The sequence below is a fragment of the Methanosarcina siciliae T4/M genome, from assembly GCF_000970085.1.
Taxonomy (GTDB): domain Archaea; phylum Halobacteriota; class Methanosarcinia; order Methanosarcinales; family Methanosarcinaceae; genus Methanosarcina; species Methanosarcina siciliae.
Genome location: NZ_CP009506.1, coordinates 3,116,820 through 3,137,167, shown reverse-complemented (window position 1 = coordinate 3,137,167; position 20,348 = coordinate 3,116,820). Strand labels below are relative to the sequence as shown.

The window sequence follows — 20,348 nt, the reverse complement described above, 5'->3', positions numbered from 1 at the left end:
ATATCTTCACTCATTTAAAGAACTTCCTTCCAGAAAGGGGAAATTATGCAAGAGAGGTCTCCCGCTTTTTCCGAGCCAGCCCTGAAAGAAAGATTACTGAAGCCCGCAAGAGACATCAGAAGCATTCTGCGCTGGGGCTATCCCAAGTTTGCAACCATCCGCTTTGTAGCTGACCATTCCCAGCTCAGTGTCGAAGAACGGCATATTCTCACAAGGGTAATCATGCCCCCGGATAAAGTAGTGTCAAGAGTCAAGAAAAAAATCGCCTGCGACAGCATAAGAGATAGGGACCTTCTCCTTGACGGGTACAATGTCCTCCTCAGCGTGGACAGCCTGCTGAAAAACAAGCCCATGTGGTTCTGCGACGACGGGTATATCCGGGATACCCGCTACTACTTCAGCAAAGCGAAGCAGGCTGAAGATATCGGGGAAGCTCTGGACCTGGTTCTTGAATTTTTCTCCGAAGCTCGCCCGAAGTCGGTAACCTTCCTGCTTGATACCCAGATCAGCCGGAGCGGAGAACTTGCCGGCTTCATCCGCCGCAAGCTTAAAGAGCAGGAAATCCAGGGAGATGCCCATACCTCAAAAACTGCGGACTTTGACCTGAAAACCGAAGGAGGAAAACCCGAAAAGCAGCTTGTTGTCGCAACCTCCGATGGGATTGTAATCGATTCGGTCCTTCAGGTCCTGGATATTCCGGCCTGCCTCATGGAAAAAAGAGGAGTTAAACCCGTGAGGCTGTTCTGAATCGGGCCTCTGATGACCTGAAACCGTATAAATCGGTTTCATACAGGCCCGTGGATTTACCTGAACGAACAGTAAACTCATTAGTTTATTATCAAAAATAATTTATTACCAGGCATGCCGCCTGGAGAATTCGGCCTGTCTGTAGATTTCTTCGGCTTCCGCGTACTGCCCTTTCTCTTTCAGCAGATCCCCGTATCCGCGAAGGCTCCCGAAATGCCCGGGATCGAGTTCAAGAGCTTTTTTGTACTGGACTTCAGCTTCGTGCCTGTGCCCGAACCTGGCAAGCAGCCCTGCATATTCGCAGTGGGCTTCAACATCCCCGGGATCAATTTTAAGGGCATACCTGTAGTGCACCCTTGCCCCGTGGACGATCCCGTGTTCTGCAAGCAAACGGGCATAGTACAGGTGGAGTTTGGGGTTTTCCGGATCAGCTTTAAGGGCCACTATGTAGTAGGTTTCAGCTTCGAGGGGTTCTCCCAGTTTTACAAGGAGGCGAGCATAGCGGAAATTGGACTCCACATGTTCGGGGTCAAGTTCAAGCGCCCGAGAATAATGGTATCTGGCATCATTTACTTGTCCGCGCTTGTAAAGCAAAATCCCGTACCCGCAGTGAGCTCCCACATGCCTCGAGTCAAGGAGAAGAGCTTTTTTATACGCTTCTTCGGCACCGTCCGTGTCCCTGAGCCTGTAAAGCAGGCACCCGTAATTGCATAGCGTATCAATGTGGTAAGGATGGATTTCAAGGGCTCTTTCATACTGGGCTCTTGCAGCCTCAAATTTCCCGAGCCTGGCGAGCATGACTCCGTACCTGCAGAGAGCTTCTATATTTTCCGGGTTTTCCTCGAGTACCTCTTCAAATTCCCTGGCCGCAAGATCCCCGAGCCCCAGCAGAGAAGCTGTTTTCCCTGCCTCCATATGGGCATCTTCCCGCATTTTTCCGGAGAAAAGAAAGGCACTTGCCCTTGCAAATACGTATTTTTCCCTGTACATCTTATCTTTGCCGAAAATAAAGGAAAGTTTCAGCAGGGTTTCCGGCGAAAGCGAGTGTTCATGGGAAAAAGAAATGACAAACTCAACGACTTCATCGAGGAGACATTCATCTTCTGCAACCTTTTCGATTACATGAAAAACCAGCTTGTCCACGGCATCTATCTCCATGCCCAAAAACCTCCTAAATTTTACCTTTACAGTGAATTTATTTGACAGGCTATAAATAAATATCCTTTTATATTCGCTCGGTTATTAATATTGAAGTTGTTCTTTTTTGGTTAAAAACATTATTATATTTATGAGAATACAGTATAAATAAATGTAGTCTTAATCTTTCGATCTCAAAAAGAGTAGGTTCAGGATTTTAAGATCTCTTATTTGTTCAGCATCAATTTGAACAATACATCCCATTTTGCAGCTGCTGCATAGCACACACAGCACCACCCATAATTTCACCTGTATATGATTTTTCCGCATCGTATGGCTTTTCAAGACTACACAAATTCCGCAAGTAAAGCATCAGGATTAATTAAGACATACTCATTTGCAAAAAACAATAGGTTGTGAATCAGGCAGCCGCCTCTTAAAACAGGCGACGTATCATATTAATAGTACGTTCCTTCTCCTGTAAAAAGTTGACCATTTACTGTTGTCCATCCATCCTGAGGTCCGGACAACACAATACTCATATTTTCCCAATAACTGTTATACAGCCATCCCCCGATCCACCATCCATTACTTCCGTGCAGGTAAATGGAAATGCTGACGTTTGCATTCGAGGAGGTATCATAGTGGGCATACATCTTGCTTTCATAATCAAATATCTCAGATGCCGGTGGATAAGGCCTTCTGGTGACATTCTGCGTGAGATTGTATTTGGGCATAAGAACCATTTCATTGCCCAGCGGGTTCATTGTATCTATGGTCTGGTTAGTGAATAAGGCCATACTAAAAATACTTGGATGCAGAATCTGCTTTGAATCTCTACTTCTGGTAGCGTATTTTGGCTCTATTTTCTCATTATTTATAGAAAGCATTAGTCCGTGCTCCGTATCCACAAGAGCATATTTCCACGAACGATCATAGTCATTGAAATGATTCTCTACGATATCTGCGCCTACGGATGATGTGTTGTTTATCACCGGGAGCGGAAAGTAAAGAGTAACATTGCTCAGAGTCGAATCCGTAGTCAACTCGACACGGTAATTATAACTACTCATGTGATTCCTTTCATATATCCTCTCCTTCTGCTCTTGCCACCAGATAGACAGCAACACGGCAGAAATGACCAGTAACAGTACAATTATTTTGTAACGGATCTTCATATCTCGCCACTTAATTAATCAGCAGAGTAATAATTTATATGATAATACTCATTATTCATTTTTATAAATTCAGTCCTGTTATCCCACATGATGTTAGCAAACTCCGTCATATTTTCATTATGATCAAAAGGGAGCTTAATATCTTTTCCTGGATTACTTATCGCTTCTTCGGCATAGGGGTATTTCTCGAGATCTACTAAACTGAATTCCACGTATTTTTCTGGCGTATCCTGAAGTTTATCCGCACGAACATACATGCCTGCTCCAGGATGATAAATCATCAAAAAGAAAATAAGGCATATTGCCAGAACCGCAAAAGAAATAGCTGCTAAAGTTTTTGTCCTTGCTTTCATTAAATGAGCTCTCCAAGCATACTATGAAATGAAGTGCAGGATTTAATCCTGCCTAAAATAATTTAAAAATGATTTCTGTTAGTTTCGATATTATGGTCACAGATTGTACACCAGTAATCTTCATCCATACCAGTAATCTTCATCCATCATACAGCTGCAAGTCATTATACAGGTAGGGCCAATATATTCATAATCTTGCAGGTAGGGCCAATATATTCATGATCTGGACAATCATAATTATGTAAACCCTTAATCTTAGAATCCAAATCCTGCATTACTTTTTCCTTAACTTCCATCCACCGCAAAGGCAGACAAAGCTCCCCAGCAATCCGAAGCCTGGAATAGAGTTGTTTTTATTCGATTCATTTCCACCTGAGCTACTACCGCTGCCAGAGTCGGAATTATTATTTTTTGAATTATTGAGTTCGACAACAAGTGTTTCTTTAGAGACTGATAAATTAGTTTCTTCAACTCCTATATCTTCAGTTGTTGTGGGCATTACTGTTGAGTTACATGGTGATGATACCACTTTTGAACTGGTGTTTAGTTTGTTACTTAGTTTTTTTATATTTTCTTCAGTAATTGGCGCACTGATATCAATTTCTGTATTATTTACTTCTTGTTCTAATTTTTTAGTAAACTCTTCACTCTTTTGCCAGTCTTTTAAATTCTCGTCTATTTTATCCTTTGACACCTGTTCATACATCGACCAAACTCCAAGTTCGGTTTCAGTCGCAGGTTTGTCTTGCACATCTTCAAGGGTGTATGCATCTACAAATATCCGATGTTCAACTCCAGTAGTCTGATCTTTTACTATGGTCATTGCCCCTACACTAGGATAGTCATATACAACCATATTCGTTGACACGATTTTTCCAGTTGGGTATTTTGTTCTGGCGGTTTCTATTGACTTCTCCATGACTTCAACCACGTTATAGGGTTTAGGATTAATTTTGATGAGTCGGAGTGCACTCCCCAGAGTTTTATTAGCACCGATGTCGATTCTACTTATCAGAGTACTTTCATTATATACTGAAAATTCATAATACAATTTTTGACCGTTTATATCATAAAGCTCCAATGGTTCGGGATCAATAGATGCCCCTTCCCATTTTTCAGAGTCGCTTTCGGTTGCTATTAACGTCATCATCCGCATATTTGCATGTTTAAAGGCTTCCTTAGCAGTTACAGAATAATTATCCTCTTTCTGTGCACTTACGGCCGGTATCAACGCCATACCAACCAGTATTACCAGAAAAAGTATTCCTATTCCCATTTTATTCCTAATCATTCGTTTAACTCCTAAGTTATTTATTCCTTAGGGAGCAGAATCAGGCAAGCTTAAATAGAGGCAAAGCTAACATAATTCATACCTCTTAGGGCATCTGTTATGGATTTCATGTGAACCTGGAAAGTACTTTTGAACTCCATAAATTCCTCTTATCCAATTCCTTATAAGTTTTCAGACCATACCGTCTAACAATCTACCTTTTATACCCATTTTGAGTCTGCAATTTTTCCCTGAACGTTGATTGTTAAAGACCGTGGTCAGAAACATACATATCTGAGAATCTCTCTTTTCGCATTCAAGCAATTATATAATAAAGAGAATAACACGACATTGATTCATCCTTGCTTTCCCCTATGGGCCTATAATTCACTCCACTTTACACAGTTCACAGGGCTGGCTCAAAAACAGCCCGGACTTCGTCACTTCGGATATTTTCTCTTTGTCACTTTGAGAATTATTGTACGAACTACTCTGTTTTTGACAAAGTGACGGCAAAAACGTAAACATCTTACAGAAATTAGCGAATATAAAGCAGGAAATCAGCCGACCTTATTTTTCATAAGACCGGCTGAATTCCAACCTTTGATAAAAAAGATTGTGTTTTCTATAGCACATTTTACAACAGTGATCACAAAAATCGCAAAACAATACATCTTTATACCGTTCAGAATCGACTATTTTCAAAAGACCCCCTTTTTCCCAATTTCTTCAATATACGCATGTGCATGTATAATACCGGACCGAGATAAAAGCCGCAACGAGAGAGGTATGATTTAAAAAGTACGAATATGACTGTGTGGTTATGACTGTGTGGTTTATAAACTATCCTTATTTTTCATTGACAGGCCCTTACAGATAATTATTTATATGATAGGAGGAGAACAATGTCAAAAGTATTTGACATCATAAAAAAGATAATTCATGAAATAGCTCTGATTTGGCAGTGCAATTGCATAGTATTGTTTTTAGCTATCTAAGGAGGCATATTTATGAGTAAACCGGATGAAATGGAAATGGCTATCAATTTAAAGGCGGTTAAATGGGCATGGTTTTATACTGTCTTGTTTTTATTCACATGGACAATTCATGACTATGTTAAACAAGGAACATTAAATGCCGCATTTTTCTTGCTTATTTCTCAAAATATCATTTACTTGGCAATCAGTCAGTTCCTTAAATGGAAATGGGGCAAAGATGAAAAATAATATCAAAGAACTTCGCAAGCAAATGGGATTGCGCCAAGAAGATATAGCAAAAGAGTTAGACGTTACTCGTCAAACCATTAACGCAATTGAAAATAACAAGTACAATCCAACTCTGGAATTAGCAATGAAACTTGCTAAACTATTTAAAAAGCCTGTCGAGGAAATCTTTGAACTTGAGATCTGACTACCGAAACACCCTTATATAAATCAGATTGCGTGCAGCCGCCTCGCCCAAAAGGATGGAGTGTGCTTCAGGCTGTCCGCCCGGTTACTCGGAAAGATTCACAGTGTTCTTTAACAATGTTTCCTTGATCCAAGTTATTGACACTCTGCTATCGAGCCTCTGTCCGATTTCCGATCATTTTACAAAGAAGCAACGACTAAAGCATTTAAATCGAGAACAAAAAGAGGCGAGGGATCACTTCATCCCCTACCCGAAAGGAGGGGTATTCGTTACCCTCCGCGCTCCCATCGTAATAAAAACGCAGGAATAAAAGTAATTGTAACGTACGGATATAAACAAAATGTAAATCAAATAACAGATGAAATATCCGAGTAACAATATTCGAGAAATCTGTTAAACTCTGCTCACATGTAAACTATACCTTGTTTCCACATCATACATGCCCTCAAGCTCCTCTTCTGTCAGGAAACCTTTCTCTATAAGTGTGCTGAGCGTCTTCCTGTCAACCGATTCAACCATATCCCAGAGTTCATGCTCCATGAGATAAGTCTTTAGCTTTCTGACGTGCCATAGTTTCCAGTCCACCCTGTGCCGTTTGAGCTCCACATGCCCTACCCTCAGTACATCAATTTCTTTTTCCGCAAAAGTATTCATAATGCGTGTCCTGAGTTCTTCTCGCCTCTTTTCAAGAATAGATATTGCAGAGACAAGCTCTTCATACTCAAGTGCAACATCGGCAAGATCCATCTCTTCAGGGTCCTGCTCGCTGATATCAAGTTCCATATTCCCGTACCCCCATTCAGATCCTCAAGCTTTGCATATCCAACCTATCTCACTCTTTATTCATTAACCGCTTTTTCCTGCTTTCAGTCTTTTCTTCTGAACTGACTTTTTCGCTTAAAATGTTTTCCAGTTTCAGTATATGCAGATAATAATGTTTATAGCTGCACATTCATGCAAGACTTATTTTCAAATGAAAACCGCAGACTGGCTTTTAAGTAGTTGAACTGGGCTCAGAAATGCTTATCGAGTAAAACTTCTTCTTAGTTTAGAGAAAACTTCTTTATAGAAAAACATCCAGCAGGAAGGCTTTGAAACCTCCGTACAGTCTTTGAAGCCTCTGCAGACTTTATTCAGGGAATATATAGGAGGTGGTTCCGTAACATCAGCAAATGAACTTGAGAAAGCAAAAACAAAGAAAGAACTTGACCTTCTTCTCCCGGAGATAAATGAAGTACTTGAATCCGAACCTGCCGTGCTCCGGATTGAGCCGGAGCCTACGGAGTCGATTATGCTTATTGGGGATATCCACGGAGACCTTGATGCCCTTGACTTTGTAATGGGAATGAGAGAAGAACTGGGCTGCAAACAAATGCTTTTTCTGGGAGACTATGTGGACCGCGGGGTGCAGGGGACAGAAGTCCTGATAAAGCTTTTCCGGCTGAAACTTGAAGAGCCTCAAAACATTTTCCTGCTCAGAGGAAACCACGAAACCGTGGATATGAACCTCTATTATGGCTTTTTTGAGGAAATTGACTTTGACCAGGGGGTTCTCCTGAATATCAGCAGGACATACGACAGGCTGCCGGTAGCAGCGGTGATCTCGGGACAGATCTTCTGCGTGCACGGGGGGATCAATGGTATAGAAAGTATCGATACCATTACAAAAGAAGGGGCTTTTCCCTATCTATGGAATGACCCCTCAAAACGTCCGGGGATGAGCTCTTCATCAAGAGGTTCTACTGTAAAAGAATTCGGGCCGGATATTGTTGACGGCTTTTTGGAAACAAATGATTTGAAAAGGATTGTAAGAGGACACACTGCTCTCAGGACCGGATATGAATGGTGGTTCGACGGTAAACTGCTTTCCCTATTTTCCTGTCCGGATTATGTGGGGCTCGGAAATGCTGCTGCTTTCGCCGTTATCGAGAAAGGAGAAATAAAAATTATTACCTTTATAAACCGGGACCGGTAAGACAGAGATTTCGGCCAGGAAAGAATTTCAGCAAGAAAAGGGAAAGACACAACATGATTAAAGCAAAAAAGTTGGGAAAAAGAAAAATTGCTCCAGCTGAGTCACTACTTCAAACTGGAGTCTTATATATGCCGGATTGTTATTTGTTTATTATCTGGATAATAAGAGAAGAAGTTGTAAGGTCTTCTTCATAAAAATATCCTGTTAAGTTGAAACATTTTCTTGACTGCCCTTAGTCAAGGATTATCCAGGTCTCGGTCATTTTGCTTCCAATATCCGGGTCAAGCTGCATTGCTTTTGTATACTGCACCTTGGCCTCGTCAAAGCGCCTCATTTTTCTCATGAGCAGACCGTAGTTGTAGTGGAGAGGGGGATAATAAGGGTTGAGATCAAGGGCTTTTTTGTATTCGTCCTCTGCTTCGGGGAAGCGCTCCATTTCCGAGAGAAGGTTGCCGTAGCTGTAATGTCCTTCAGCACTTTCAGGATCAAGACTGAGAGCTTTTTTGTATTCCAGTTCAGCCTCGTACCTTCTTCCGAAACGGGACAGAAGATTTGCATAATTGGAATGGACTTTTGCATCGTTCTGGTCAAGGGCAAGGGCTTCCATATATTGTTCTTCAGCTTCCGAGACTCTGCCTTCCCTTGCGAGGAGATTCCCATAGTTGAAAAGAGTTCTCCTGTGCCTGGGGTTAAGGGAAAGAACCTTCCTATACTCGACCTCGGCTTCCGAAGAGCGCCCGAGGAAAGAGAGTAAAACACCGAAGTTGTGGTGGAGGCTGGGGTCTTCGGGGTCAAGCTTCATGGCAAGCCTGTACTCTTTTTCGGCGTCTCTGAGCCTTCCAAGCTCAAAGAGCAGGTTTGCATACCCACCCCTGGCAGGGACATAGTCCGGGTTACCGGCAAGGGCTCTTAAGTAACACTCTTCTGCTTCAGTCCCATACCCGTATTCGGTAAGGAGGTAAGCGTACCCTGCGTTTGCTTTCACATTTTCAGGAGAGGCTTCAAGTACGGTTTTATACTCATTTTCTGCATCCTGAATCCTTCCGAGCTCTAAAAGAAGTTCAGCGTAAGCGCATCTTACATCGGCATTTCCGGGATTTTCGCTCAGAACTTCACAGTATCTTGCTTCGGCTTCAGGGGAAAAGCCAAGTACATGTGCTGCAGTGCCAAGCGCATAGCAGGAATCTTCACGGAGCTTCCCGGAAGCCTGCATTAAGCAAGCCTTTGCTAAAACGTATTCTTCCAAATGCATTTTTTGCTGCCTGCGTGCCCTGGAGAGGTCAAGTAAGAGTTTTGGGGAAAAAACTTTCTCTTTTGAGCTTTCCAGAGCAAAATCGACTGCATAGGGGAGATTCTTCTGATCGGATCCGATTATTCCAATTACTTCGTATACGAAATCGTCAATTGCTTCAAAGTCCATTATCCGGCACCTCAGAAAACTGAGTGTTAATTGATTTAGGGGGGTTGTCAGTGTAACATCCGGAGTATAGTTATACAATTAATTGAATATATTAGTGAGTGAGTAGTGCGTAAGACTATTTGACATAATATTAGTGTTTTAATAGTGTATATGAGAGCCAGTATAATATTACAATAATCATATAACATCTTATCCCTTTGTAACCCAAAATAAAACAGCTAATTGCATTGAACGACAGCGTTTTCCTAAAAAAATAGATTTCGCATGATAAAAAACAAGGATGCAGGACAGAGGAAAATATAAAAATACATCAAGATATATAAAAACATAAAAAGTACTACGATAAACAAAATTGAAAAATTGAAAAAGAAATAAATAAAAATACGAATGGAAAAGAAAAGCATATCAAATGATAGTATTCTCCCGAGGAAAAGGTATTTAAAAAATTTCGAATAAAGCATAAATCAAACATTGAAAAATTACTGTTTCGTATTAAACTAGAGATAGAATTCACTTTATATTCAGGTTACATTGTAAGTTGCATTGCAGGTTATATTGCAAGTTACATTGCGGATCAAAAAATCTCGAAGCTTACAGGATTAAGCTCCAAAAACAATTGGAGTTCCAAAAAAACAATATATGAGAACTATACTCTCCTTATTGCTTAGAAATTAAAAATGAAATGCTCAGTACTGAAAAAAACAAATAACCGCTTAATAACCATTTAAGGATCTCTGAAACTGACCACCATGTTTCTCAAACTCTTTTCCCTTTTTCTGATTATTCCCCTTGTGGAGATTTACCTCCTGGTCAAGATAGGCGGTATAATCGGAGCTTTTAACACCGTGCTTGTTATTTTGATTACTGCAAGCCTTGGGGCTTACCTGACCAAAATTCAGGGCTTTCGGGTATTCCGCCAGATCCAGGATGCAACAAGACAAGGGTATATGCCGGGAAACGAACTCCTGCACGGGCTTTTTGTCCTGATCGGGGGTTTTGCTCTCCTGACCCCTGGTTTTCTGACCGATGCCATAGGCTTTTCCATGTTAATTCCCCAGATCAGGGAAATCTATGTGGGAATTGCAAAAGGAATCATCAGAAAAAAGATCGAACAGGGAAACTTCCAGATGCGGATGTACACGGATTTCAGGTGACCGAGAACTGCGGGATGAAATTTTTGGTATTGTTAATTAAATAGAGGTAACTCTTTATTTCTGTGTTTCATCAATAGAAGAACAGAGTACTTTAGCATTTCAAGACTCTTCGTATAACACTTTGTCTTTCGTCTCAACCTTGCCAGAAAGTGCCTCAATATGCCATTATATCCTTCAACTGTATACGTTTCTGCTTTGGATTGAGTATGAATGGTTTCAGGAATAAACTCTGCATATGCCCTCCAGTGATCAGTCATCACTTCTCCAATCTCTTTCTTCTTTAATTTTTCCCAGAGTAGTTGTCCAGTTTTCGTTCCTCTGCTACCAAAAGAGCAGTTGATGAACTTTTTCCCAACTCTATCAACAGCAATCCAGATCCAGCAATATTTTTTTTGTTACCGATGTAAGTGTGCATCTCATCCAGTTCAACAATAGATATCTCATTTTCGCTTTTTAGCTCCTCTATCTCCTGACCAAATTTCTTTATCCATTTTTGGACAGAAACATGACTTACCCCTAAAAATCGTCCTATTGAGCGAAATCCTAATCCCTCAAGATAAAGTTGCAAAGCCTGTCTCTTAACTAGAGGAGAACTAGCAGTTGATTTTAGCTCGACTGAATAGTTATATCCACAATCGTGGCATTTGTAGCGTTGACGTCCACAAACTATACCGTTTTTTGTGTGATTGGAACTTTTGCATCTTGGGCAGTTCATGCAGAAATATAGGTTTTCATAATATATAACTATAATTAACTACCAATGCCTTAATTTTTTCCTTTCACACAGCCTTTGAACTTGTGAAACAACGTCGGGTCAGCTTTGTGAAAGACCGGGACAAAACATAATTACAAGACTTAAAATAGAATCAGGCTAAAAACTTAGGAAACAGACCGAAAGCAGCATTAGAAAAACTCTTTTATCCCGGAACTGTCTCATAACTTAAACCATCTTGTAACTTAAATAATCTCATAACCGGAAATATCTCATAACTATTGCAAAACCGGGAGGCTTGAACCTGAAAGAAACTCTTCTCGAGGTAAAATCGGAATTTACGAACTACTTCAAAGAACGCGAAGCCGAAATAAACGGTTCCCTCCTTGCTGTCCTTTCAGGCGAAAACCTGCTCTTTCTGGGCCCCCCCGGCACGGCTAAGACCCAGCTTGCCAGAGGCATCTGCCAGACAATTGAGGGCGGGAACTTTTTTAATTACCTTTTAACAAGCTTTTCAACCCCTGAAGAGATCTTCGGGCCTCTTTCTTTAAAAGCCCTTGAAGCAGACGAGTTCAGGAGAAACATCAACGGCTGCCTCCCGACAGCCCATGTTGCTTTGCTTGACGAGATCTTTAAGGCAAGCAGTGCCATCCTCAACAGCCTTCTCACCATACTGAACGAGAGAAAATACCATAACGGAAGAGAGATAGCTGATGTCCCTCTGCTCTCGGTATTCGGGGCATCTAACGAGCTTCCCGAGGAGGACGAAAGCCTGGAAGCGCTTTATGACCGTTTCCTGTTCAGGTACAGGCTCTCATATATTCAGGACGATGAAAACTTCAAAAACCTCCTTTTCAGGGAACCTGACGACTTTAAGCCTGCTGCAAGCATTCAGGTCTCAGAAATCGAAAAGCTCCGCAAGAGCTCAAACTCCCTGCCTGTCGATCCTGATGTTGAGGTAATAATCACGGAACTCCGGAAAAACCTCCAGCTCCAGGAAATTGAAATTTCGGACCGGCGCTGGAAAAGAATTGTGCAGGTCCTGAAGGTTGCAGCCTGCAGCAGCGGCTGTCCGGCTGTTGACAGGACAATGATCCTTTTGCTCCAGCACATGCTCTGGAACCTGCCTGAAGAGCGGGAAACCATCAGAAAAACAGTCTTTAAACTCGTTGTTTCCGGCGGGGTGAATACCGAAAAACTCCGCCTGGACGCAGAAGACCTGAAGACAGCCCTTAATATTGACCTGAAAAACGAGCTTCCCGTTGGAGTAATCTGCGACAGCTGCGGAGAAGAATTCCAGCTTAGAGAGAAACTGGAGCTCCATCATACTGCCTGCCCGAACCACAGCTACAAGCTGAAGCAGGAGGGAAACTCGAGGATCCATCCTTATAAGAACCTTGTAAGGGAAATCGATTATCTCCACGAACGTTCAGGAAAGAAAAATACCCTGTCTCAAGGCCAGAGAGAGGTTTTTGAAAAAGAATTCGAAACCCTGGTTGGCAGAGTAAATCGAGTAAAACAGCGGCTTGAGGAAGAAAAGGAACTGCTTAGAAACCTGATGGATGCAAATATCTGGCTTTCAACCCCTGACAGAAACGAAGCCCTGCTCCTGCATGACGCAGGAAGCACACAGCTTTCCGGAACCGAAGCCCTGATAGGTGAAATCGAAACCCTGCTAGGTTTGCAGCACAAAAAATCCAGGTCTGAAGAGTTCAGGGCTGCAAAATCAGGATACACCGATCCTTCCGATTCCCATACCTCAAAAATTGGAGCAAATGTTCAGGTACCCGATTCGGGTAACAGTGCAGGCGGTTTTATGAAAGGGATCGGATCCAGGTTCAAGCTCAGATGAGCAAATGAGGTGTTGATACGGAAGATTCGACCGGTTTTCTGACCAACCCTGACAGAGTCTCTTCCGAGTCATACTCTTTTTTTTCCAGAAACAGGCTCTGGCACGAGGCCCTCTCCGTCCAGAAACAGACGGCTTCCCTACTGGAAGGAGAACTGAGAAGCACCATTGCTTACCCCCACACGATTCCCCGCCCTCTGCGTGAGAAAATAGCCGAAGTGATAACCCTTGAAATCCTTTTCGAGCAGCCGTATGAGATAAAAGATGCTGAAAGGTTCATAGGAATTTTCGGGGCATTTTACCCGATCTTTCTTACCCTTAGAAATTCAAGGCCGTGGCCAGGGCTTCAGAAGATTGCAAAAAGAAGCAGAGGAGCAGGAATCGCATGCCTGAAACTGCTTCTGCCTCTGATCTATACCCTGATGGAACGCATTTCAGCAGCCAGAGATAGGGGCTCGGAATCGAAAAAAGACTTATTCACGGAGCTTGATGCCGAAACCGAAGCCATCCTCAGAGAGTTTGAACAAATCCTTAAACAAACCCTTCTCCTCTGGGCAGGCGGGAATCACGAGGATTCGGCAGCCCTGAATGTTCAGCGATCTGAGCAGGTTTCCGGAAAGTCCGACATTTATGAAGCTGTCCTCAATTTCATGCAAAAGGATGGGTGCCAGGATTTTCTTGACGGGATGCTGGAAGGACTCTACTCCAGAATACAGGAGTTTATCTCCGAAATGGAAGAAAACCTGGACCTTTTCGATACTCTTGCCCTTCTTTTCCCCGGAAGGAGCTGGAGTTATTCCGTAAAGGAGCTTAAAAAAGAGCCTTTTTATGTCCAGTTTAAGATGCTGAAAAATTACTCGGCTTTTTTTGAAAAAAACCCTGACCTGAGAAGAATCGTGAACTTTATAGGCAGGCGGGAATTTGACCCACCTTCCGACCGGATACGCTATTCTCCTTTCGGGAAAAACAGAATTCAGACCGTGCGCTTTTCGGACTCGATAAATAATCTCCTGCCCATGGAAGTCGCAAAGCTCCTCAACCCGGCTCTGAAGCGGAAGTTCTATGCGGATATGCTTGAAGGAAAACTCCTGAGCTACCAGCTACTCGGTAAACACTATACAGGTCCCCCCAGGATAAAACCGCGAGGACCCATGATTGTGCTGGTCGATACCTCGGGTTCCATGCACGGGACTCCCCAGACTCTTGCCAAGTCTGCCGTACTTGCCATGGCAAAGCTGATGCTCGCCCAGCAGCGGGACATGAAAGTAATTCTTTTTGCCTCCGTCAGCCAGCACCTGGAAATAGAACTCAGCCGCAGGAAAAGGATGTCTGAAAGGTTCCTGAACTTTCTGCTCTATACCTTCGGCGGCGGGACGGATTTCAATACCGCGCTTGCTTCAGGCCTCAAATCCCTCAAGGAAAAGGACTTTCAGGGTGCAGACCTGCTTTTCATTACCGACGGGAAGTCCGAAATCTCTGACGAGCTGGTCCTTGCCCGCTGGGAAGAGGCAAAAAAGAAGTATAACGCAAAGGTCTATTCTCTGATTGTTGGAGGAAGCGGAGTCGGCGGGCTTGCGGAAATCTCGGATTACACATATACCGTGGAGATGGAGCAGGATTATGAGGGCGCTGGCGGGAGAGTAAAACTGATAAAATGTGAGACAAGGGAAGCTGAGACTAACAAAACGCAAGGCAAGGTAACTGAAAAATATAAAATCTGAAACATAAAATCTGAAACCAGGAAAACTGAGAATTATAAAATAAGAAATCAGGGAAATTGAAAATTATAAAATCTGAAATCAGGGAAACTAAGTAAAAATGCAGTGATTTTCCCGCAAAGCTAATAGATTAAAATGGAAAACGCGAAGAAGTATACCTGCCTTTTTACGTGAACGGGTTTGGAGTATACTTAAAAATAATGATCAAAATCAATAAGGAAATGAGAATGGATATAGCCGCACAGATAATTTTTTTTATGTCCATTTTATTGCTCCACTGAGATTTTAAGGGCTGTAACCTATAAAAAACGTTTCATTTTATATGAGAACGTTTTGCATGTGAGATAAAATGAAACGAAGAAAGGTCATTTAAGATTCGGAAAGCTTAGAGTTCCGTTGCCCGTATTTCCTAAATTACAGGATTGAAATTCTGCTTTAGGTCCCTCCGCGGTTCCAGAACATGGTTATTAAGACAGTGAAGTCGATTTTATGTAAGGGCCCAGAATCATATCTTTATAAGAGCCCTCTGCAGGAACCTTCGGATACAGAACCTCTTCTCTGTCCGTGCAGGCTTCCAGAAAGCAGGGCCCGTCTGCATTCATAAATGCTTCCATTTTCTCTTTCAAATCGTTTCTGCTACTTACCCTCTCTGCATAACTTAAGCCAAATGACCTTGCAATCTCTGCAAAGTTCACATCTTTTGGTCTTTGTGTTCCTATGCGTATTCCTTCATAAGCTGCGTCCTGCAGGTTCTGGACCATACCATCGCTTCTGTTGTTCAGCATGAGTATCTTGATTGGAAGGTCCAGCGATGCGATGGTATGCAGTTCTCCCAGATTCATCCTCAGACTGCCGTCACCATCGATTGCTATGACTTTCGAATGCGGGTTAGCATAATGAACACCGATTGCTGTAGGCATGGAAAAGCCCATAGTTCCGAAGGAGCCGGAAGTCATGAAAGATTTTGGGCAGTTCATTGGCAGGTACTGTGCTGCGAGCATCTGGTGGTTGCCTACACCAGTGGTTATCTTTGTGTTTTCGTCAACGTGGTTTGCAAGCATTGAAATGACTTCGGCAGCCTGTATGTATTCGGATGTCCTTTTGTAATTCAGAGGCCACGACCTTTTCAGGTCTCTTGCACGCATCTGCCATTCCCGGATATCCAGACAGATATTATGTTTCCTGGCATAGTTCAGCAGGTCGCGAAGCGCTGTGGCAGCATCTCCTATGAATGTAAATTTCGGATTACGCTCGATTTTTATCTGGTGCATTTTCCTGGGATTGATATCAATGTAAGCTATGTCGGTACCTATTGCAAACCCGACCTTTTCCGCAACCCGATCATCCCATCTTACCCCGATAGCAAAGAAGAAGTCGTTCTCCTGTATGAGCATGTTGGCATACGGTGTACCGAACATTCCCAGCATTCCCAAGTTCAGGTCATCCCTTTCGTCAACGACACCTTTTGCCATGAGTGTATTGACAGAGGGTATTCCGAAAAGCTCATTGAATTCCCTGACGGCCTGACTTCCTGACTCCGAGTTAAGACCGCCTCCGAGATAGAGCAGAGGCCTTCTGGAGTTGAGCAACAGTTTAAAAAAGGCTTTGCATTGTTCTTCAGACAGGTGTTTATCATCGTGATAACTTCCCTCGAACCTTATAATGTCCATACAATGATACTCATGGTTTTTCAGCTGTTTGTCGAGAGGGAAATCTATGACTACAGGCCCGGGTTTTCCTGATTTTGCAAAGTAATAGGCATCCTTGATTATGGTTTCCATGTCATCAGCATTGGAGAGCTGGATGACTTTTTTGGCCGCATCCCTGAAAATACCTTTGACGTTAATATGCTGGAAGGAATCGGTGCCTATCTTATGCTCAGGGACCTGTCCTGCAAATACAAGCAGGGGTATGCTGTCCCCATAAGCATCGGCAACGCTGGTGAGCGTGTTAGTTATGGCAGGTCTGGACGTGACTATGGCTACACCTACCCTGTTGCTTGACCGTGAATAACCTGCTGCGCTGAATGTTGCCGATTGCTCATTGGAATTAACTATGATCTCAATATCACTATGCCTGAGGGCGTGGAATACCGGAAGTATTGCTGCTCCGGTATAGCCAAAAATGTGTTTGACACCAAGGTCCTCCAGACACTTAATCAGGACTTCTGCTCCGCTCATTTCTTTCATCTTAAAACTCCCGGAAAGAAACAAAACTGGCACAGGACGCACTATTCAGTATAATAAGCAAAAACAGCACACTTGAGCCAGAATGTTTTCTTTTTCTTGCTCAAGCGAGTACTACCACTACTACAACTACTACGGATACAGGTAAATTGAACTCCGTGTGGTTTGTGGTAGAACTTAACATTACCGAAAAAAAGGGAGAATATTATACTTAAGGGTTGTCATGGGTTTTTCTGCCAATTCAACCACGGATCGTTGGGGGCACGGAATCAAAAAAACAGTTGCAGAAGAATTATTAATTTGACTTTCCTCAGATATACACAACAATACCACCTATTTTCTCAGCAGGGCAGTAACTTAAAAGCTCATCTTGCTTTAAACGAATAAAATTGAGCAAATAGGCAAATAAATTACACATTTATGTACATCTGCAGAATGTCGGTTTAACGGCTTAATGATACCATTCTTCAGTTCAAGTGTGTAAGTTCCGTCCCAAATGCAGACTCAAATTTAATTTTAAGACATGATCTTGGATTTCTCAATTCTGGACATTCTCAATTCCGGACACATTCAAGCATATTGGTACCTGGATTTAGTCCACATGTATGAAATAGGGATTTTGTGCAGGCTTGTCTCAATGATAAAGATTCCCATATGAATCATTTTTGTTTTTTCAGCAGCTGTAGGAGATGCATAACTGAAAGTATGCCAGCGTTCTATGAACTCATCATGTGGAATATACCCTCTGTTGCCAAGTATCCATGGGTCTTCAAAGTACACATTTTTGCTGTCTATGTCTATGACTACCATGTAGTGACTGCTCGCATCCATTTCCCAGGATTGATCCGCATTCTTCCAGGCCTGGAGTCTAACTATTACCGGAATGCCTTTATTAATGGAGTCTCTCAAATCGTCCAGTGTCAGGTTCTCCCTAATCTCGGCTCTAAGCCCCATTTTTTCTACCCCTTCTACGATGCCGCTGGGGGTGGTGCCCTTGCGGTCAGTCTTTCCGAGAGTAGTGTTGACGAGCTCAATAAACTGGCCTTCTCCCATATCTTTACCTCCCAGTAGCTTACTACAGCCTGAAAGCATGAAGTTCCACACGAGTAGTTGGCGGATTGGCGCACATCAGGCACCTGTAATAACATAGTTGTGTTATTCTCAGGAACTACACTTTTAACTTCGACCTCACTGGCGCCTGCAGGCATTCCTATAGCTATTAATATTACCAAACCATCAACGCTTAGAAAAAATGCTGCTTTTCTTATATTCAAACTCTTATTATCTATTTTCATAGACGTATCCCCACAAAATTCAAATTAGGAGAAGAGACCAGGTTTTTGCTAAAGAGTATAAGCAGACCTCTTCAATTAAAGAGTCGTAGCTAAATAGCTCGAACGACTATTATTGTGATTAATATTTATTCATTTATTTATTTAGTTAGATATTATATTAAAATATAATAATTGTATTTATGAGAAACAGATTTAGAAACAAAATAGCTGATTAGATGCACAAGATAATAAAAAACTATGAAAACTGTCAAAGAAACAAAAATCTCATCCTTTTAAATTCCGTTGTGAGATCAAGTTGAATTTTAAGACACGCTCTTAGTAATTTTATATCTATTAAGCGGAAAAGATAATCCAATTTCCTGCGCATTTCTTTGTCACTGAAATTTGAAGAGGATATAGTTTCATCTTATCTGACATTGTTTTACATGTAATATTTTAAATAAAAATGAAGAGTTATCAGTTTAGTAAATTTTATAGGATTTTTCACAAACTATCTCTTTCAGGTGAATAGTATGGGAAGCCAGAAACTCATCAATGACCCCCAGCAAATCGAAGCCATCCTTTCAACCGCCAGGTTCCTCCGTCTCGCCCTTTCCGATACCGAAACCCCATACATAGTCCCCATGTCCTTCGGCTATAAGGAAAACGCTATCTACCTCCACAGCTCCCAAAAAGGCAGGAAAATAGAGATCCTTAAAAAGAACCCCAGGGTCTGTTTTGAAGCAGCTGTCGAAACCGAGCTCATCACCGCTGATGACCCCTGCAATTATAACGTCCGCTACAGGAGCGTTATCGGACACGGTCAGGCAAAGTTTCTGGAGGATTACAATGAAAAAGTCGAGGGACTTACCGTGCTTTCCGAACATTACGGAAAAAAGGGGCCTTTTGAGTTTGAGGAGTGGAAGGTTAACAGGCTGTGCGTGATTAAGATTGAGATTGAAAAGATGACCGGGAAAGAAAGTGGTTTTTAATCTGCTTTTCTCTTAAATTGTTAAAGCCTTCAATGAGGAGTTTACTGTAAAGTACTGTAAACTTGGAAATTTAACAGTGGGTCTCATGTTATTGAATTTACTGTAAAGTACTGTAAAGGCTAAAATTTAACAGTAAAACCAAGATTATAGTTTACTGTTAATTATTGGAGAGATTGAAGCTTAACAGTAATCTTCCTGTTGCCTTATTGGAGAAAATTTCCAAAATTTTTGAGTCATCATAGGTAGCTGGATTTGATTAGCGGTATATTAAATCCGGAAATAGTTTTATAATTCAGAGAGATATAAGAGGGCCTCCGCCAGCTTGTCTGGCGGCCCTACCCAAAACACAGAAAGAAAATTGAGACTAAAGAATGATTTGAAAACCAGTATTTTTAGAAAGTTTAAGTTCTATTTATATCAGGATAGATTTACATCCTGCAGGGAATTCGGCTATTTTCACTCTCATTTTTGTTTCTTCAATTTTTTGAGACGACCGCTCTCCTGCGTCGAGCGGGAAAAGAAAGGTTCTGTATAGTGAATACGGTTGTCAGGGTCAAAACTAATTCAAAATCACTTACAACCCAACGACCGGTAGCCCCGCAGGCGTAAGCGCATCAAGCACCAGATGCGAAGCATACCCGGCCCCTGCAAAAAAGATTCCGATCGTAACTTCATCTACCGTCCCGGCAGTTAGCAGACTTAAACAGGTCTGATTAAGATACAGCAGTAAAAGTGCGAGGCAAAGAAGCGAATGGAAAAACTTTCGATGGCGCCGGTTTCTGGGAGGCTCGATCAGGTCAGGCAGCACGGCTCCAAGGGCAGAGGACACTAAAGCTATCGGAAGAAGCACTGAGCTGAGAACAAGACCTTTCGGAACCATATACCAGATCAGGATAAAGGAGACTAAAACTCCTGCTGTCATGTGTGTTTTTCGACCTGTCACAATATCCCCCCTTGCTGTTCAGGAAAATCT

At 42.2% G+C, this 20,348-nt stretch carries 20 protein-coding genes; 8 read left to right on the top strand and 12 right to left on the bottom strand.

All coding sequences use genetic code 11. The annotated features are described in order from the left end of the window. Nucleotides 1-45 precede the first annotated feature (45 nt). Nucleotides 46-747 (top strand): DUF434 domain-containing protein, encoded by a 702-nt coding sequence (locus tag MSSIT_RS13050; protein WP_048172901.1) that lies wholly within the window; start codon nucleotides 46-48, stop codon nucleotides 745-747. A 105-nt stretch (nucleotides 748-852) separates the two neighbouring features. On the opposite strand, the gene MSSIT_RS13045 is transcribed toward MSSIT_RS13050, so the two are convergent. From MSSIT_RS13045 to MSSIT_RS13030, 4 genes are all read right to left on the bottom strand, one after another. After that, complete coding sequence (locus MSSIT_RS13045) at nucleotides 853-1,905, bottom strand: tetratricopeptide repeat protein (protein WP_048172899.1); 1,053 nt, start codon at nucleotides 1,903-1,905, stop codon at nucleotides 853-855. A gap of 437 nt (nucleotides 1,906-2,342) precedes the next feature. Next, complete coding sequence (locus tag MSSIT_RS13040) at nucleotides 2,343-2,957, bottom strand: hypothetical protein (protein ID WP_231589816.1); 615 nt, start codon at nucleotides 2,955-2,957, stop codon at nucleotides 2,343-2,345. A 119-nt stretch (nucleotides 2,958-3,076) separates the two neighbouring features. Continuing rightward, complete coding sequence (locus tag MSSIT_RS13035) at nucleotides 3,077-3,415, bottom strand: hypothetical protein (RefSeq protein WP_048172897.1); 339 nt, start codon at nucleotides 3,413-3,415, stop codon at nucleotides 3,077-3,079. A 274-nt stretch (nucleotides 3,416-3,689) separates the two neighbouring features. Next, nucleotides 3,690-4,706: a GTPase - sulfate adenylate transferase subunit 1 gene (locus MSSIT_RS13030; RefSeq protein WP_156158859.1), complete on the bottom strand. Its 1,017-nt coding sequence runs from the start codon at nucleotides 4,704-4,706 to the stop codon at nucleotides 3,690-3,692. A 989-nt stretch (nucleotides 4,707-5,695) separates the two neighbouring features. On the opposite strand from MSSIT_RS13030, the gene MSSIT_RS13025 reads away from it, so the two are divergent. Together MSSIT_RS13025 and MSSIT_RS13020 are read left to right on the top strand one after the other, a co-directional pair. Next, nucleotides 5,696-5,911: a hypothetical protein gene (locus MSSIT_RS13025; RefSeq protein ID WP_048172895.1), complete on the top strand. Its 216-nt coding sequence runs from the start codon at nucleotides 5,696-5,698 to the stop codon at nucleotides 5,909-5,911. Beyond that, on the top strand, nucleotides 5,901-6,095 hold the full coding sequence (locus MSSIT_RS13020) for a helix-turn-helix transcriptional regulator (protein ID WP_048172893.1): 195 nt from the start codon (nucleotides 5,901-5,903) through the stop codon (nucleotides 6,093-6,095). Before MSSIT_RS13025 ends, MSSIT_RS13020 begins: the two co-directional genes overlap by 11 nt. Before the next feature lie 393 nt (nucleotides 6,096-6,488). Here MSSIT_RS13020 and MSSIT_RS13015 read toward each other — a convergent pair whose 3' ends face one another. Further along, nucleotides 6,489-6,878, bottom strand: a complete 390-nt coding sequence (locus MSSIT_RS13015) for a hypothetical protein (protein ID WP_231589815.1) — start codon at nucleotides 6,876-6,878, stop codon at nucleotides 6,489-6,491. A 328-nt stretch (nucleotides 6,879-7,206) separates the two neighbouring features. Here MSSIT_RS13015 and MSSIT_RS13010 point away from each other — a divergent pair, with 328 nt between their 5' ends. Next, a complete protein-coding gene (locus MSSIT_RS13010; RefSeq protein WP_231589814.1) occupies nucleotides 7,207-8,070 on the top strand; it encodes a metallophosphoesterase in 864 nt (287 codons plus the stop codon). A gap of 232 nt (nucleotides 8,071-8,302) precedes the next feature. Here MSSIT_RS13010 and MSSIT_RS13005 read toward each other — a convergent pair whose 3' ends face one another. Continuing rightward, the gene (locus MSSIT_RS13005; RefSeq protein WP_048172892.1) at nucleotides 8,303-9,490 is read right to left on the bottom strand and encodes a tetratricopeptide repeat protein; all 1,188 of its coding nucleotides are present in this window, start codon (nucleotides 9,488-9,490) and stop codon (nucleotides 8,303-8,305) included. Between the two features lie 749 nt (nucleotides 9,491-10,239). Here MSSIT_RS13005 and MSSIT_RS13000 point away from each other — a divergent pair. Beyond that, entirely contained in the window at nucleotides 10,240-10,644 is a 405-nt protein-coding gene (locus tag MSSIT_RS13000; RefSeq protein ID WP_048172890.1) for an FxsA family protein, read from the top strand. A 32-nt stretch (nucleotides 10,645-10,676) separates the two neighbouring features. On the opposite strand, the gene MSSIT_RS22365 is transcribed toward MSSIT_RS13000, so the two are convergent. Further along, a protein-coding gene (locus MSSIT_RS22365) for an IS1 family transposase (RefSeq protein ID WP_148705127.1) occupies nucleotides 10,677-11,359 on the bottom strand; the annotation gives its coding sequence in 2 pieces (ribosomal slippage) (nucleotides 10,677-11,036 and nucleotides 11,039-11,359; 681 coding nt in all). Between the two features lie 301 nt (nucleotides 11,360-11,660). Between MSSIT_RS22365 and MSSIT_RS12985 the strand changes: the two genes are divergently transcribed. Continuing rightward, on the top strand, nucleotides 11,661-13,208 hold the full coding sequence (locus MSSIT_RS12985) for an AAA family ATPase (RefSeq protein ID WP_394296915.1): 1,548 nt from the start codon (nucleotides 11,661-11,663) through the stop codon (nucleotides 13,206-13,208). Here MSSIT_RS12985 and MSSIT_RS23425 read toward each other — a convergent pair. Beyond that, on the bottom strand, nucleotides 13,201-13,374 hold the full coding sequence (locus MSSIT_RS23425; protein WP_156157345.1) for a hypothetical protein: 174 nt from the start codon (nucleotides 13,372-13,374) through the stop codon (nucleotides 13,201-13,203). The two genes, MSSIT_RS12985 and MSSIT_RS23425, sit on opposite strands and share 8 nt — an antisense overlap. Before the next feature lie 49 nt (nucleotides 13,375-13,423). Here MSSIT_RS23425 and MSSIT_RS12980 point away from each other — a divergent pair, with 49 nt between their 5' ends. Beyond that, nucleotides 13,424-14,926, top strand: coding sequence for a vWA domain-containing protein (locus tag MSSIT_RS12980; protein WP_082088998.1), 1,503 nt, complete (start codon nucleotides 13,424-13,426; stop codon nucleotides 14,924-14,926). A 464-nt stretch (nucleotides 14,927-15,390) separates the two neighbouring features. On the opposite strand, the gene MSSIT_RS12975 is transcribed toward MSSIT_RS12980, so the two are convergent. The 3 genes from MSSIT_RS12975 to MSSIT_RS24925 form a co-directional block, all read right to left on the bottom strand. Next, a complete protein-coding gene (locus tag MSSIT_RS12975) occupies nucleotides 15,391-17,112 on the bottom strand; it encodes a thiamine pyrophosphate-binding protein (RefSeq protein WP_048172882.1) in 1,722 nt (573 codons plus the stop codon). 567 nt (nucleotides 17,113-17,679) lie between these two features. Beyond that, on the bottom strand, nucleotides 17,680-18,162 hold the full coding sequence (locus MSSIT_RS24930; protein WP_231589812.1) for a C39 family peptidase: 483 nt from the start codon (nucleotides 18,160-18,162) through the stop codon (nucleotides 17,680-17,682). Further along, nucleotides 18,078-18,404, bottom strand: coding sequence for a hypothetical protein (locus tag MSSIT_RS24925; protein WP_231589811.1), 327 nt, complete (start codon nucleotides 18,402-18,404; stop codon nucleotides 18,078-18,080). Before MSSIT_RS24925 ends, MSSIT_RS24930 begins: the two co-directional genes overlap by 85 nt. 512 nt (nucleotides 18,405-18,916) lie before the next feature. Here MSSIT_RS24925 and MSSIT_RS12965 point away from each other — a divergent pair. Further along, nucleotides 18,917-19,375: a pyridoxamine 5'-phosphate oxidase family protein gene (locus tag MSSIT_RS12965; protein ID WP_048172881.1), complete on the top strand. Its 459-nt coding sequence runs from the start codon at nucleotides 18,917-18,919 to the stop codon at nucleotides 19,373-19,375. Between the two features lie 574 nt (nucleotides 19,376-19,949). Here the strand turns inward: MSSIT_RS12965 and MSSIT_RS12960 are convergent. Further along, a complete protein-coding gene (locus MSSIT_RS12960) occupies nucleotides 19,950-20,318 on the bottom strand; it encodes a metal-dependent hydrolase (RefSeq protein WP_148705599.1) in 369 nt (122 codons plus the stop codon). Nucleotides 20,319-20,348: the final 30 nt, after the last annotated feature.

What these genes read in the sequence shown, in the direction of transcription:
- MSSIT_RS24930 (WP_231589812.1), bottom strand. Translation starts at nt 18,162, where the DNA reads ATGGGAGAAGGCCAGTTTATTGAGCTCGTCAACACTACTCTCGGAAAG.
- MSSIT_RS13035 (WP_048172897.1), bottom strand. Translation starts at nt 3,415, where the DNA reads ATGAAAGCAAGGACAAAAACTTTAGCAGCTATTTCTTTTGCGGTTCTG.
- MSSIT_RS13005 (WP_048172892.1), bottom strand. Translation starts at nt 9,490, where the DNA reads ATGGACTTTGAAGCAATTGACGATTTCGTATACGAAGTAATTGGAATA.
- MSSIT_RS13015 (WP_231589815.1), bottom strand. Translation starts at nt 6,878, where the DNA reads ATGGAACTTGATATCAGCGAGCAGGACCCTGAAGAGATGGATCTTGCC.
- MSSIT_RS24925 (WP_231589811.1), bottom strand. Translation starts at nt 18,404, where the DNA reads ATGAAAATAGATAATAAGAGTTTGAATATAAGAAAAGCAGCATTTTTT.
- MSSIT_RS13020 (WP_048172893.1), top strand. Translation starts at nt 5,901, where the DNA reads ATGAAAAATAATATCAAAGAACTTCGCAAGCAAATGGGATTGCGCCAA.
- MSSIT_RS12965 (WP_048172881.1), top strand. Translation starts at nt 18,917, where the DNA reads ATGGGAAGCCAGAAACTCATCAATGACCCCCAGCAAATCGAAGCCATC.
- MSSIT_RS13045 (WP_048172899.1), bottom strand. Translation starts at nt 1,905, where the DNA reads ATGGAGATAGATGCCGTGGACAAGCTGGTTTTTCATGTAATCGAAAAG.
- MSSIT_RS13030 (WP_156158859.1), bottom strand. Translation starts at nt 4,706, where the DNA reads ATGATTAGGAATAAAATGGGAATAGGAATACTTTTTCTGGTAATACTG.
- MSSIT_RS13025 (WP_048172895.1), top strand. Translation starts at nt 5,696, where the DNA reads ATGAGTAAACCGGATGAAATGGAAATGGCTATCAATTTAAAGGCGGTT.
- MSSIT_RS13050 (WP_048172901.1), top strand. Translation starts at nt 46, where the DNA reads ATGCAAGAGAGGTCTCCCGCTTTTTCCGAGCCAGCCCTGAAAGAAAGA.
- MSSIT_RS13040 (WP_231589816.1), bottom strand. Translation starts at nt 2,957, where the DNA reads ATGAGTAGTTATAATTACCGTGTCGAGTTGACTACGGATTCGACTCTG.
- MSSIT_RS13000 (WP_048172890.1), top strand. Translation starts at nt 10,240, where the DNA reads ATGTTTCTCAAACTCTTTTCCCTTTTTCTGATTATTCCCCTTGTGGAG.
- MSSIT_RS23425 (WP_156157345.1), bottom strand. Translation starts at nt 13,374, where the DNA reads ATGGTGCTTCTCAGTTCTCCTTCCAGTAGGGAAGCCGTCTGTTTCTGG.
- MSSIT_RS12975 (WP_048172882.1), bottom strand. Translation starts at nt 17,112, where the DNA reads ATGAAAGAAATGAGCGGAGCAGAAGTCCTGATTAAGTGTCTGGAGGAC.